11 protein-coding genes are annotated in these 13,012 nt (G+C 70.5%); 6 read left to right on the top strand and 5 right to left on the bottom strand.

Annotated features, from left to right (window positions below; all coding sequences use genetic code 11):
* Nucleotides 1-296: 296 nt before the first annotated feature.
* The gene (locus IEZ15_RS21050) at nucleotides 297-869 is read left to right on the top strand and encodes an adenylosuccinate lyase (RefSeq protein WP_189279010.1); all 573 of its coding nucleotides are present in this window, start codon (nucleotides 297-299) and stop codon (nucleotides 867-869) included.
* Nucleotides 870-908: 39 nt separating this feature from the next.
* On the opposite strand, the gene IEZ15_RS21055 is transcribed toward IEZ15_RS21050, so the two are convergent.
* From IEZ15_RS21055 to IEZ15_RS21065, 3 genes are all read right to left on the bottom strand, one after another.
* Complete coding sequence (locus tag IEZ15_RS21055; protein WP_373302597.1) at nucleotides 909-1,451, bottom strand: GNAT family N-acetyltransferase; 543 nt, start codon at nucleotides 1,449-1,451, stop codon at nucleotides 909-911.
* Between the two features lie 65 nt (nucleotides 1,452-1,516).
* Nucleotides 1,517-3,121: an alpha/beta hydrolase gene (locus IEZ15_RS21060; RefSeq protein ID WP_189278888.1), complete on the bottom strand. Its 1,605-nt coding sequence runs from the start codon at nucleotides 3,119-3,121 to the stop codon at nucleotides 1,517-1,519.
* Nucleotides 3,122-3,274: 153 nt separating this feature from the next.
* Entirely contained in the window at nucleotides 3,275-4,324 is a 1,050-nt protein-coding gene (locus IEZ15_RS21065; protein WP_189278890.1) for an Rv2578c family radical SAM protein, read from the bottom strand.
* Between the two features lie 148 nt (nucleotides 4,325-4,472).
* Here IEZ15_RS21065 and IEZ15_RS21070 point away from each other — a divergent pair, with 148 nt between their 5' ends.
* The 3 genes from IEZ15_RS21070 to IEZ15_RS21080 all read left to right on the top strand — a co-directional run bounded on the left by IEZ15_RS21070 (nucleotide 4,473) and on the right by IEZ15_RS21080 (nucleotide 8,651).
* Nucleotides 4,473-4,916, top strand: a complete 444-nt coding sequence (locus tag IEZ15_RS21070) for an SRPBCC family protein (protein ID WP_189278892.1) — start codon at nucleotides 4,473-4,475, stop codon at nucleotides 4,914-4,916.
* Nucleotides 4,917-5,103: 187 nt separating this feature from the next.
* Nucleotides 5,104-7,566, top strand: coding sequence for an MFS transporter (locus IEZ15_RS21075; protein ID WP_114247608.1), 2,463 nt, complete (start codon nucleotides 5,104-5,106; stop codon nucleotides 7,564-7,566).
* A 353-nt stretch (nucleotides 7,567-7,919) separates the two neighbouring features.
* On the top strand, nucleotides 7,920-8,651 hold the full coding sequence (locus IEZ15_RS21080; RefSeq protein ID WP_189278894.1) for a class I SAM-dependent methyltransferase: 732 nt from the start codon (nucleotides 7,920-7,922) through the stop codon (nucleotides 8,649-8,651).
* Nucleotides 8,652-8,928: 277 nt separating this feature from the next.
* On the opposite strand, the gene IEZ15_RS21085 is transcribed toward IEZ15_RS21080, so the two are convergent.
* Entirely contained in the window at nucleotides 8,929-9,819 is an 891-nt protein-coding gene (locus tag IEZ15_RS21085; RefSeq protein ID WP_189278896.1) for a LysR family transcriptional regulator, read from the bottom strand.
* Between the two features lie 113 nt (nucleotides 9,820-9,932).
* On the opposite strand from IEZ15_RS21085, the gene IEZ15_RS21090 reads away from it, so the two are divergent.
* Both IEZ15_RS21090 and IEZ15_RS21095 read left to right on the top strand, forming a co-directional pair.
* Entirely contained in the window at nucleotides 9,933-10,934 is a 1,002-nt protein-coding gene (locus tag IEZ15_RS21090; RefSeq protein WP_189278898.1) for an aldo/keto reductase, read from the top strand.
* 121 nt (nucleotides 10,935-11,055) lie between these two features.
* Nucleotides 11,056-11,529: a DinB family protein gene (locus IEZ15_RS21095; RefSeq protein ID WP_308427427.1), complete on the top strand. Its 474-nt coding sequence runs from the start codon at nucleotides 11,056-11,058 to the stop codon at nucleotides 11,527-11,529.
* 40 nt (nucleotides 11,530-11,569) lie between these two features.
* Here IEZ15_RS21095 and IEZ15_RS21100 read toward each other — a convergent pair whose 3' ends face one another.
* Nucleotides 11,570-13,012, bottom strand: a complete 1,443-nt coding sequence (locus IEZ15_RS21100; protein WP_229846018.1) for an amidase — start codon at nucleotides 13,010-13,012, stop codon at nucleotides 11,570-11,572.

Here is a 13,012-nt window from a genome sequence, read left to right on the forward strand (position 1 = left end):
CGCGCTGAAGAGGCGAACCGGCGCAGAGCGTGCGGGATTTGCGTGTCGTGGTGCTCAAGGCCTGTGCGCGATGGGCGCGCCCGGACCGGGAAGGGGCGACGGACTCTGTCCCGGAGTCACGTCTCGCAAAGCTGCCGAACCGACAAGCACTCCGGGTGGCTGCGTCACCAGGCCACCGGAGCCGGCGGGGAGTGTGTCCCGCTCACATGAGCTTAACCGGCGAGTAACGAGCACGCCAGCCCCAAGTGGCTGTGGTCCGGCTCACACTCACGGTCATCGCCGATACGCTGACGGTCATGGACGAGGAGTTGCGGTCGTTGACGGACCGGCTGGCGGACGAGGCGGGGGAGTCGGCGGCGTACCGCAGACTGCTCGCCACCGACGACGACGAGGAACTGGCCCGGGTCCTCGTGGAACGCGAACGCCCGCTCTGGGCGCGGGAGATTGCCGCGTTCAGGCTCGGCTGCGGCGGCGACCGGCGGGCCTTCGAGGCGCTGGTCCTGCTGCTCAACCACCGAGACCCGGAGCGCTGCGTCTCCGCCGCCCACGCCCTGATGCGCCTCGGCGACCCCCGCACGCCCCGGGCCGCCGCCGCCCTGGCAACGAACAACCTGCGCACCGCGTACGCCCTGCACCCGGTGCGGCTGCTCACCGTGCTTCGGGCTCCGGAATCCGTACCGGCGCTGATGAGCACCCTGGAGCGGCTCCTGGCCCCGGGCGATCCGCACTGGCGGGTGGCGCTCGCCTGTGTGGAAGGGCTCGGGCAGCTCGGGGACGAACAGGCCCGCCCGCTCCTGGAGGCGGCGCTGCCGCACCCGAGACTGGGCGGCGCGGCACGGGACGCGCTCAGCCGCCTGCGGGAAGCCTGAGGGCGCGGACCCCTGTGGGCCGGTCCGGCGCCGACGCGTTCAAGAGGCGCCGAGGGCGCGCACGTACCGCACCTCGGGGACGAGTACGCCGTCCACCTCGAAGGGCTCCTCGGCGCCGTCGGGGAGGAAACCCGAGCGCTCGTAGAAGCGGCGGGCCCGGGCATTCTCCTTCAGCACCCAGAGCGCCAGGTCCGGGAAGCCGTCAGCGGTGGCGCGGGTGAGCATCTTTGCCATCAGAGCGCGGCCGGCCCCGGTCCCGATCTGCTCGGGCAGCACATAGATCGCGTACAGCTCGCCCCGCGCCGGCCGTCTGCCGTTCTCGCGGTACGGGCCGTAGCAGGCCCAGCCGATCACACCGAGGTCCGCCCGTTCGGCCACCACATTCACGACCGGGTTGCCCTCGGCGAAGAATTCACGGCGCCGTTCCGCGTCCTCGGCGATGTCCATGGCGTCCAGATGCGACTGCGGCATCAGTCCGGCGTACGCGGCCTGCCAGCCGCGCACCCGGACTCTCGCGACCGCCTCGCAGTCGTCGACAGTCATGTCCCGTACGAGCACACCGGGCGTGATCCGCATCGTCATACGGGCCATCCTGACGCATGCGTCAGGATGGCCCGTACGGGAATACGGCTCGGGTTCGCAGGGCCTCAGCCGCGGAAGCCGAGCAGGCCGTGCAGGATGCTGCCCCTGCTGCCGGAACCCGTTCCCCGGGCCGACTCCACCGCCGCCCTGCCGGTCAGCGGCTTCGGGTCGGGGGACTTGGCGCAGACCGCGTCCGCGTCGGCTCCGCTGCCTGCGTCGCGCGGGACGGTGCCCTTGTCGAGATAGTCCGCCAGATAGGTGTCCAGGCAGTCGTTGCCGCTCAGTGTGATGCCGTGATTGCCGCCGCCCTGCTCGACCACCAGGCTGGAGTCGCGCAGCTTGCGGTGCAGGGTGACTCCGCCCTCGTACGGCGTGGCCGCGTCCTCGGTGGCCTGGAAGAGCAGCGCCGGCGGCAGGCTGTCGTTGGAGACGCGTACCGGGTCCAGCGGCTCCACCGGCCAGTCGACGCACGGAGCGTTGTACCAGGTGTTGTTCCAGGCGTAGAAGCGTGCCTTGTCGTGCACCTTCCAGCTGTCGTTGCGCCAGGTGTTCCACAGACGGGGCCACTGGGTGTCGCGGCACTGCACGGCCGAGTAGACCGAGTACCCGTTGTCGGCCTTCGCATCGACCGCGCCGAACTTCTTGTACGCCTTCACGAGCGCGTCCTGGTCCTGGTCGTTCACATACGCCGCGAACGCATCGGCCAGATAGGGCCAGTAGCCGTTGTAGTAACCGCCGGGCAGGAAGGTGTCCTCCAGCTCGCTCGCCCCGACCTCCCCGCCCGCGGGGTGCGCCTTGACGGCGGCACGCATCGCGTACCAGGCATCCTCGACCTTCGCCGGGTCGCTGCCGAGCCGGTACGTGGTGTCGTGCTTCGCGACCCAGGCGGCGAACGCCTTGTGGCGGGCGTCGAAGGCGTAGTTCTGACCGATGTTGTCGTCGTACCAGACGCCGTCCGGGTCGACGTTCGAGTCGAGGACCAGACGCCGCACCCGCTCCGGGAACAGCTTGGCGTACACCGCGCCGAGGTAGGTCCCGTACGAGTACCCGAAGTAGTTGAGCTGCTGGGAACCGGTTGCCTGCCGGATCACATCGAGGTCCTTGGCGGTGCTGACCGTGTCCATGTACGGCAGCAGATCAGGGTACTTCTCGCCGCATGCCTGCGCGAACGAGCGGGCCCGGTCGCGGTTGGCCTCCTCGACCGCGAGCGAGTCCGGCACCGAGTCGGGGCGCAGCGGATCGAAGTAATTCGGTACGCAGTCCAGCGCGGGCGCGCTCTCGCCGACGCCGCGCGGGTCGAACCCGATCACGTCGTACTGCGCGGCAACCGACTTCGGCAACGAGGACGCCACGAAGCCGGCCATCGAGAGGCCGCTGCCCCCGGGGCCGCCCGGGTTGACGAGCAGGGGACCCTGGAAGGTCTTCGCGGTGTGCGGGATCCGGGACAGGGCGAGGGTGATCTGCCGACCCGACGGATCGTCATGATCGAGCGGCGTACTGACCGATGAGCACTGCAGGCTCGGGTACGACTTGGTGCCGCAGTCGGTCCAACTGAGCTCGGCTGCGGTGTGTCGCGCACCGTTGTCTGCAGTCGCCGGGGACGGGACGGCGGTCACCAGACCGGCGACCGTCGCACCGACGGCGAACAGAATTCCTGGACGTTTCGTCATATGGCCTCCCGTGGTGGGGAAAAGACGGCTGCGCGTGGCGGAGCCCCCGCCGCATGTTCCCCACATTCGCGCCCGGAAGGACATGTTCTGTTGAGAGTTGACCCGTTTGCCCGCGTCGGATGCGCCAGGCCTGCCCGTGTCGTATCCGCCGGGTCAGAGCAGCGTCAGCTGGGTGGGCCCGGGGCCGCCGAGCGGTGACCGCTGCTCCTGACGCACGGGGAGCCGGCGGGCCGAGCCGCGGTGCGAAGGGCCGATGCCGAACTCGGCCGCCAGTTCGTGGACGTACCGCGTGATGCGCCGCTGGTACCACTTGGGCGCATAGGCCCCCTCGGCGTACAGCCGCTCGTAGCGCCGTACCAGATGGGGGTGGTGCTGACCGAGCCACCGCATGTACCACTCCCGGGCGCCGGGCCGCAGATGGAGGGCGAGCGGGGTCACCGAGGTCGCCCCGGCGGCGGCGATCGCCCGGACCGTGGCGCGCAACTGGTCCGGGTGATCGCCGAGGAACGGAATGACGGGCGCCATCAGCACGCCGCAGTCGATGCCGTGCTCGCTCAGCGTGCCGACGGCGTCGAGGCGGCGCTCGGGGGAGGGCGTGCCGGGCTCCACGGTGCGCCACAGCCCGTCGTCGACGAAGCCCACCGAGACGCAGACGCCGACATCGGTGACCTCGGCCGCCTGCCGCAGGAGCTCCAGATCGCGCAGGATCAGAGTCCCCTTGGTCAGGATCGAGAACGGGTTCGCGTGATCGCGCAGAGCCGAGATGATGCCGGGCATCAACCGGTAGCGGCCCTCGGCGCGCTGATAACAGTCGACGTTGGTCCCCATCGCGATGTGCGCGCCGTGCCAGCGGCTGGACGCCAACTGGCTGCGCAGCAGCTCCGGGGCGTTGATCTTGACGACGATCTGGGAGTCGAAGCCGACTCCGGTGTCGAGGTCCAGATAGCTGTGGGTCTTGCGGGCGAAGCAGTACACGCAGGCGTGCGTACAGCCCCGGTACGGATTGACGGTCCACTCGAACGGCATCCGCGACGCGCCCGGCACCCGGTTCACGATCGAGCGGGCCCGGATCTCGTGGAAGGTGATCCCCCGGAATTCGGGGGTGTCAAAGGTGCGTGTGGTCACCGCGTCTGCGGTGAAGAGCGCGCCGGCTCCGGTGTTGGTGGGACTGGTGGGGTTGTCGGCCAGATTGTCCCAGCGCATGGACGCCTCCTCGGTAGCACTGGACAGAGAATAGAACACTTGTTCCCTTGATCGTTTTTTCCCCTTCGTCCGGCCCGGATTTTGAGCGGCGTCCCGGAGGTGGTTGGCTCAGCACACCCCCGAACAACCGAGTGCTGGAGGAACAGCCATGGCGCAGGTCGAGGCAACGACGGAGCGAGTCATCGCGGCGGACGCGGAGACGGTGTTCGACGCGCTGGCCGACTACAAGGAGGTCCGGGGCAAGGTGCTGCCCGGACAGTTCAGCGAGTACGAGGTGCGTGAGGGCGGTGACGGCGAGGGCACCCTCGTCCACTGGAAGCTCCAGGCCACCAGCAAGCGGGTGCGCGACTGTCTGCTCGAGGTCACCGAGCCCAGCGACGGCCGACTCGTGGAGAAGGACCGCAACTCCTCGATGGTCACCACCTGGACCGTCACTCCGGCCGGTGAGGGCAGGTCGAAGGCGGTCGTGTCGACCGTCTGGAACGGCGCGGGCGGCATCGGTGGATTCTTCGAGAAGACCTTTGCGCCCAAGGGGCTTGGGCGGATCTACGACGAGCTGCTGCAGAACCTCGCCACAGAGGTCGAGAAGTAGCTTCGACCTCTCTTGACCGGCCTCACCGGTTCGGGTGGTTTTCTCGGCCCGTCGGTTGTGCGCCGTAGTGGCTCCCACCGGGGGCTAAGCCCCCCGAGTGCGCCGTCAGCGCCCCCCGCCGCGTTTGCCCTCCCTCGTCACGCAATGCAAGAAATGGGCGGCGCAGATGCGACGAGGGGAGCGGCACGTGGTGGGTGGGATCACTCTGTTGGAGGACGAGCCGAGCGGTACGGGGGCCGCCGAGGCGGCGAACACGCCGCCCTCGCCGCCCCCTGTCGCGAAAAAGACGCAAGAGGCGGAAGAAGCCGCGGCCATCGCGCCTTCCGCCGTACCGGATGCCACGCCCCGTCACATCCGGCTGGTCTTCCTCGGGCTGATGCTCACGCTTCTGCTCGCGGCGCTCGACCAGATGATCGTGGCCACCGCACTGCCGAAGATCGTCGGCGAGCTGCACGGCCTGGAGAAGATGTCCTGGGCCGTCACCGCGTACCTCCTCGCCTCCACCATCGGGCTGCCGATCTACGGAAAGCTCGGCGACCTCTTCGGCCGCAAGGGCGTCTTCCAGTTCGCCATTGTCGTCTTCGTCATCGGCTCCGCGCTGGCCGGCTGGTCCCGCACCATGGACGAACTGATCGCCTTCCGTGCCGTCCAGGGCATCGGCGGCGGCGGGCTCATGATCGGTGTCCAGGCGATCATCGCGGATGTCGTACCGCCCCGGGAACGCGGCCGGTTCATGGGACTCATCGGCGCAGCCTTCGGCCTCGCCTCCGTCGCGGGTCCGCTGCTCGGCGGCTTCTTCACCGACCATGCCTCCTGGCGCTGGTGCTTCTACATCAACGTCCCGTTCGGCCTGATCACCCTCGCCGTCATCACCGTCGTACTGAAACTCCCCAGGCCCACCGTCCGGCCCCGCCTCGACATCCTCGGCGCGCTGCTGCTCGCGGCCGCCTCCACCTGCCTGGTGCTGCTGACCAGCTGGGGCGGTACGGAGTACGCCTGGGGATCGCGCACCATTCTGGGGCTGGCCGCCGGAGCCGCCGGAACGGCCCTGCTGTTCGTCGTCGTCGAGCACCGGGCAGCCGAACCGATCATTCCGCTGCGGCTGTTCCGTGACTCGATCTTCAATGTCACCGCGCTCGTCGGCGCGGTCGTCGGAGTCGCACTGTTCGGCGCCGCCAGCTATCTGCCGACGTTCCTGCAGATGGTCGACGGCGCCACGGCCACCGAGTCCGGGCTGCTGATGCTCCCGATGATGGGCGGCATCGTCGGCGCGTCCGTCGTATCCGGTCAGCTGATCTCCCGGACAGGCCGCTACCGTGTCTATCCGATTCTCGGCGGCGCCGTCTCGGTGGTCGGCATGTGGCTGCTCTCCCGGCTCGAAACCGACACCCCGCGGTTCGAATACAGCATCGCGCAGGCCGTGCTCGGCATCGGGATCGGCCTGGTCATGCCGGTACTCGTGCTCGCCGTGCAGAACTCCGTGGAGCCCGCCGACCTCGGCGCCGCCACCAGCGCCAACAACTACTTCCGGCAGATCGGCGGCAGCGTCGGCGCCGCAGTCTTCGGGACGCTCTTCGCGGGCCGCCTCGCGGACGCGCTCGCAGTCCGTCTGCCGTCCGGCGCCGACCTCCCGGACCCCGAGTCGATCACCCCGCAGCTGGTCCATGCCATGGAGCCCGCGCTGCGCGACAGCTACATCCAGGCATACGCCGACGCGATGCCGCGGATCTTCCTCTATCTCGTGCCGGTGCTCGCGCTCGGCCTGTTCTTCGCCTTCTTCCTCAAGGAGAAACCGCTGGTGTCCCATCACAGCCCCGAAAGCGCCGCCGGGTCCGCACCGATCCCCGCCGCCCGCACCACCGCTGCCGCTCCGCCGCCGCCCGTCTACCTGTCGGGTGTGCCGGTGTGCGGCAGCGTCCAGCACCCCGACGGCACGAAGGTCCCGCGCGCCGCCCTCACCCTCATCGACGTCCAGGGACAGCAGGTCGGACGGGGCGCGAGCGGGGACGACGGGCGGTACGCGCTGAGCGTGCCCGGCGCCGGCAGTTACGTCCTCATCGCCGCGGCCGGCGGCCACCAGCCTCAGGCCGTCAGCGTCACCGTGGGCGAACGGCCCGTCGAGCTCGATGTGGTGCTCGGCGGTGCGGGACGCCTTGCCGGGACCGTCGTCACCGCCGACGGCATTCCGGTGCGCGACGCCGCCGTCACTCTCACCGATGTACGCGGCGAAGTGGTCGCGTCCACCCGCAGCGGCCGCGAAGGCGGCTATGTGATCACGGAGTTGGTGGCCGGCGAGTACACCCTCGCCGCCAGCGCGCCCGCCTTTCGGCCCGCCGCGCTGCCGGTGAGCGTGCAGGCGGCCAGGGAGACCCGGCAGGACATCGAACTCGCCGGCGGAGCGGTGCTGCGCGGCGTCGTACGGGCCGGTGGCGGCCGGCCCGTCGAGGACGCCCGGGTCACGCTCCTGGACGCGGCGGGCAATGTGGTCGACACGCTCACCACCGGGCCCGACGGCGCATTCCGGTTCGTGGACCTGTCCACCGGTGAGTACACGGTGATCGCGGCCGGGTATCCGCCGGTGGCCACAGTCCTCCAGGTCGCGGGTGGCGGACGGACCGAACGCGACCTCCAACTGGGCCACGAGGACTGACCGTTCCGAGGAACGGGCCGGCCGGCGGCTTCACCGGCCGGCCCGGCACCGCAACGGCGCCGGTCCGTGCGCGGCCGGGTGCGCTGGGCGCACCACCTCCGGGGGCGGTTGGGCCGATCACCGGCGGGCGCCGGACGCGGAGCCGTACCGTGGAGTCACGTATCGCAGAATGTTGCAGTGGGGAAGCAAGACCGTCCGGCGATCAGCCGTATCCCGCGCCCCCGGTCGCACGCCTGGTGAAGGACGCCGCCCACGGGCGGTGGATGCTGTGTGCGGTCTTGCCGCGGCCGCCCCGGGGGCGGTAGTCCGTACCTGGGCAAAATGCCTCAGGAAAAGCGGACTCGGGAGTGCATATGGACGTGTCACAGCGTTACCGCGAGGCGTGGGAGGGCTTCTGGTCCGCCACCTCGGACGCGCCCGGTGAGGCGATCTGGGACGCCGACCCCTCCCTCAGCTCCGTACCCCACAGCGAGCTGCTCCTGCCGTACGCCGACACCTCACTGCCCATCGTCGACCTCGGCTGCGGGAACGGCACCCAGACCCGCTATCTCGCCACCCGCTTCCCCCACGCGATGGGTGTGGACCTCTCGCACGCGGCGATCGCGCACGCACGCCGCGCGGACCCCGACGGCGTTGCCGAGTTCGCCCAGCTCGACCTCGTCGACGCGGAGGCCGTGGCGGCCCTGCACGAGCGGATCGGCGACACCAATGTCTATATGCGTGCGGTGATCCACCAGAGCGAGGCCGAGGCCAGGCCCGCCGTCGCCGCGGCGGTCGCGACGATGGTGGGGGAGCGGGGCCGGGCGTTCGTCGCCGAGCTGACCCCGGCCGCCAAGGACGTGCTCCAGCAGGCGGCGCAGGGACCGGACGGCCCGCCCGAGAAGCTGCGCCGGGTCCTGGACCACGGTCTCAAGCCGGCCGGCGCCACGGAGGAGGAGGTGCCTCAGCTGCTGCGGGCGGCCGGACTGACCACGCTGGCCGGCGGTGAGACCGTCCTGGCCCAGACCGAGTATCTGCCCGACGGAACCCGTATCGACCTGCCCGCACGCTGGTTCGTGCTGGCCGCGTCCTTGGCCGTCGGCTGACATCGTCGGCCGGCAACACAGGGAGCGGCGGGCGAGGAGGTCACGGCAGCAGCCGCGGCCCCCGCTTCGCCGCGAGGTCTTCGACCCAGCCGAACAGCGCCACCGCCAGGCGACCGCTGCACCCCGCTGTGGGGTGGCACCGCGAAGGCCGGCGACAAGGCGGTGACCTCGCGCGTCGCCGCGCTCACCGCGACCGGCGCGGACGTCCGGGTCTCCTTCGGCGGGGCCGCGGGGAACGAGCTCGCACTCGCCTGCGACAGCGCCAGGGAACTGGCCCTCACAGCCCGCCGTCACTCCGGAGCAGCGCCATCAGCTCCCGTGCCCCCGGGCTCATGGCCCGGGCCGCGGGCAGCACCACGACGCTCTCGTAGTAAGGCTGTCGGGGCCCTTCGAGCTCCACCGCCACCAGTCCCCGGGCCTCGGGCTTGCGGGAGAAGTGGTGCGGCACCAGCGCGACCCCCAGCCCCTCGTGCACCAGCTCCAGCAGGCTGTGTACGTCATTCACCTCCAGCCCTACCGTGCGCCGCACCCGCGCCTCGGTGAACGCCCCGTCCGCCGCCCGCCGCGGACCCCAGTCCGGATGGAAGTCGATGAAGGACTCACCGGGCAGCTCACTCCACGCGACGCTGTCTGCCGTCGCGAACCGGTGACCGGGCGCACAGAGGACGACCATGGGCTCACGCGCCAGCGGGATGAGCTCGCCTCGCCACTCGACGGAACTGACGGTCGCGGCGAAGGCGGCATCGAGCCGCCCGCCGGCCACCCCGTCCACCAGACTCGTGGTGCCCTCCTGGCGGAGCCGGATCTCCATGAGCGGGTGCTTACGGTGAAAGGCCGCCAGCAGACGCGGAAGATGCACCCCGGGCACGCACTGCTCGACGCCCACCGACAGGGTGCCGCGCAGCAGTCCCCGTACCGCATCGACGGCGTCCCTCGCCGCTCGCGCCCCCGCCAGCGTGCGCTCGGCCTCCACCAGCAGGGCGCGTCCCGCCTCGGTCAGCCGCACGCTGCGCGTGGTGCGGCTGAACAGCGGTGTCCTGAGCTCCTGCTCCAGGGCCCGGACGGAGGCGGAAAGACCGGACTGCGACACGGCGAGGCGCTCGGCGGCACGCGTGAAGTGCTGTTCCTCGGCGACGGCGACGAAATGTTCCAGCTGACGCAACTCCATGATTGAGAAATATAAGCGCTGAATCCAAGCAGAATCTCCTGTTGGACTGCTGGATCGTTGTCGGCGAACCTGGACCCTGCGCACCGCAACCGCCCCTCTTCCGTGGAGCCCGCATGTACCTCCCGTCCGCCGACCGCTACCAAGCCATGCCCTACCGGCGCACCGGACGCAGCGGACTGCTGCTTCCCGCGCTATCCCTCGGTCTGTGGCACAACTTCGGCGGCGACCGGACTCCGGAGACCCAGGGACAGATCCTGCGCCGGGCATTCGATCTCGGCATCACCCACTTCGACCTCGCCAACAACTACGGACCGCCGCCCGGCGCCGCCGAGACCGCGATGGGCCGCGCACTGAGGACGGACTTCGCCCGGCTCCGGGACGAGCTCGTCATCTCGACCAAGGCGGGCTATCTGATGTGGGACGGCCCGTACGGGGAGTGGGGGTCCAGGAAGAATCTGCTCTCGTCGCTCGACCGGAGCCTCACCCGGCTCGGCCTCGACTACGTCGACATCTTCTACTCGCACCGCCCCGACCCCGACACCCCGCTCGAAGAGACGATGGGCGCGCTCGACTCGGCGGTGCGTCAGGGCAAGGCGCTCTACGTCGGCATCTCCAACTACTCGCCGGAGCAGACCCGTCAGGCCGCCCGGATCCTCAAGGAGCTGGGCACCCCGCTCCTCATCCACCAGCCGCGCTACTCGATGCTGGACCGCTGGGTCGAGGACGGCCTGCTCACGGCGCTCGACGAGCTGGGCACCGGATCCATCGCCTACTCGCCGCTGGAGCAGGGCATCCTTTCCGACCGCTATCTGCGCGGCATCCCGGAAGGCTCGCGCGCGGCCGGCAGCAGCCCCTTCCTGACGCCCGATTCGGTCACCCCGGAGCTGGTGGACCGGCTGCGGGCGCTCGACGAGGTGGCTTCCGCGCGCGGACAGTCCCTCGCGCAGATGGCGCTCGCATGGGTGCTGCGGGGTGGCCGGATCACGTCCGCCGTGGTCGGGGCGAGCAGCGTCGCCCAGCTGGAGAACAGCGTCGAGGCGGTCCGTGATCTGGAGTTCGCCGAGGAGGAGCTGGCCCGGATCGAGGAGATCCTCAAGGGCCCGGACCTCCGCTGAGCCGTCGGGCGCCCCCGTGGCCGGGGGGCGCCGTCGGGCCCCGCGAATCTACGGGGCGTACAGCTGTCGGGCTTGGCATGATGGCTCGATGCAGGATGACAAGAGAACCTATCCTCCGCGGATGGACGACGAGCGTGCGTCACTGGGCGGCTTCCTCCAGTTCCAGCGCGAGACACTGGCCATGAAGTGCGCCGGGCTCACCACCGAACAGCTGAGGGAACGGGTTTTTCCCACCTCGGAGTTGACCCTCCTCGGGCTGGTCCGCCATCTCGCCGAGGCGGAGCGTTCCTGGTTCCGCCGGGTACTGAAGGGCGAGGTCGCGCCGCCGCACTGGCCCGGCCCGAACCCCGGAGAGTTCGCCGAGTTCGACGTCGAAACCGCCGAACCGGACGAGGCGTTCAGGATCTGGCACGAGGAGTGCGCGCGCTCCCGCGCCACTGTGGAGGCCGCCGATTCCCTTGAAATCACCGGGAGTTACGGCGACGATGTGTTCTCGCTGCGATACATCCTCACTCATATGATCGAGGAGTACGCGCGGCACAACGGCCACGCGGACCTGCTCCGGGAGGCCATCGACGGAGCCACCGGGGCGTAGTCTCCCTTCCGGTTCCGTGGCCGCGCGGCCACGTCCGTGCTCAACCCGCCGCGGGTGTTTGCGCCTCGACCCGGTCGACGTAGCGGTGGGCCCAGGGCAGGGCCTCCTCCAGGGCCGCGGATACGCCGAGCAGGAGGTCCTCGCGGCCCCATCCGGCCGTGAGTGAAACCCCGAGCGGCAGGCCCTGTGAACTCCAGCCCAGCGGAAGGCTGATGGTCGGGAACCCGGTGGCGTTCCCGATCACGGTGTTGCCCGTGAAAGCGGTCATCGCGGCCAGCTCCGCCGCCGGATCCGCGTCGTTGCGGAGCCGGCCGATGAGCGTCGGCGGGGTCGTGACGGTCGGGGTGATCACGATGTCGGCGTCCGCGTAGTCGAGCGTCCAGGCCCGCGCGCGGGCCTGGACGACACCGATCGAGGCGGCCAGCTCGCCCGAGGTGAACTTCTTCGATCCGGCCCGGAGATGGCGGACGATCGGACGCAGGGCCGCCTCGTCGAACGCCATGGTCCTGGCCCCGACCAGCGCGGTGAACATCACCCGGAAGCCCTCGGTGAACGCGGGGTCCGGCGCCTGGTCCCGGGCGAAGACGGCATGGCCGAGCCCGGCCAGCGTACGGGCGGTGAGTTCGGCGGCGGCGGCGACCTCGGCGTCCACGGGCGCTCCCGAGACCGAGCCCTGCGCGAGCGCCACCCTCAGTCGCGGGACAGGTGCGTCGCAGGCGCGCTCGTAGCTGTCGACGCGGGGCGGATGCACGGTGCCGACTCCGGTACGGGTGGTCAGCGCATCGAGGAATGCCGCGGTGTCGCGCACGGTGCGGGCGAGCGGCCCCCGTACGGAGAGCCCCATCCCGTCGTTGCCGTCCGGGCCCGCCGTGACGAGTCCACGGCTCGGTTTCAGCCCGATCACACCGCAGGCGCTCGCGGGGGAGCGTACGGAACCGGCGGTGTCACTGCCCTGGGCGATCGGCACCAGCAGCGCACCGACCGCGGCCGCCGCGCCGCCACTGCTGCCGGCCGCGCTGCGGGTGAGGTCGAACGGGCTGCGCGCGGGGGCGGACACCTCGGGCTCGGTGTAGCAGGCGGCCCCGAACTCGGGAACGGTGGTCTTGCCGAGGCTGATCAGCCCGGCGTCGGCCATGACATCGACGATCTCGTCGTTGTGGTCGGGAATCCAGTCGCGCAGCAGCGCGGAACCCAGCGTGGTGCGTACGCCCGCGGTGGCCTCCAGGTCCTTGACGGCGGTGGGTACGCCGAACAGGCGCGGCAGTTCCGTACGGTCCGTGGAGCGCAGGGTGCGTCCGGCCTCGGCCGCGGCGGCGCGGGCCCGGTCCGCCGACACGGTGGTGAACGCACCCACCCGGTCGCCGTCCTCGATCCGGGCCAGCAGATGGTCCACGACTTCGGTGGGAGTTGTGTCTCCGCGCTCGTAGGCGGTGGCCAGTTGGAGAGCCGTGAGGTCGTGCAACTGCGGCATGGATGCTCCCAT

It is taken from the genome of Streptomyces atratus, from assembly GCF_014648655.1.
GTDB classification, from domain to species: Bacteria; Actinomycetota; Actinomycetes; order Streptomycetales; family Streptomycetaceae; genus Streptomyces; species Streptomyces atratus.

Bases quoted from the DNA above. Each gene is read 5' to 3' on its own strand.
- IEZ15_RS21060 (WP_189278888.1), bottom strand. From the start codon at position 3,121: ATGACGAAACGTCCAGGAATTCTGTTCGCCGTCGGTGCGACGGTCGCC.
- IEZ15_RS21085 (WP_189278896.1), bottom strand. From the start codon at position 9,819: ATGGAGTTGCGTCAGCTGGAACATTTCGTCGCCGTCGCCGAGGAACAG.
- IEZ15_RS21080 (WP_189278894.1), top strand. From the start codon at position 7,920: ATGGACGTGTCACAGCGTTACCGCGAGGCGTGGGAGGGCTTCTGGTCC.
- IEZ15_RS21050 (WP_189279010.1), top strand. From the start codon at position 297: ATGGACGAGGAGTTGCGGTCGTTGACGGACCGGCTGGCGGACGAGGCG.
- IEZ15_RS21100 (WP_229846018.1), bottom strand. From the start codon at position 13,012: ATGGGAGCATCCATGCCGCAGTTGCACGACCTCACGGCTCTCCAACTG.
- IEZ15_RS21055 (WP_373302597.1), bottom strand. From the start codon at position 1,451: ATGACGATGCGGATCACGCCCGGTGTGCTCGTACGGGACATGACTGTC.
- IEZ15_RS21065 (WP_189278890.1), bottom strand. From the start codon at position 4,324: ATGCGCTGGGACAATCTGGCCGACAACCCCACCAGTCCCACCAACACC.
- IEZ15_RS21070 (WP_189278892.1), top strand. From the start codon at position 4,473: ATGGCGCAGGTCGAGGCAACGACGGAGCGAGTCATCGCGGCGGACGCG.
- IEZ15_RS21090 (WP_189278898.1), top strand. From the start codon at position 9,933: ATGTACCTCCCGTCCGCCGACCGCTACCAAGCCATGCCCTACCGGCGC.
- IEZ15_RS21095 (WP_308427427.1), top strand. From the start codon at position 11,056: ATGGACGACGAGCGTGCGTCACTGGGCGGCTTCCTCCAGTTCCAGCGC.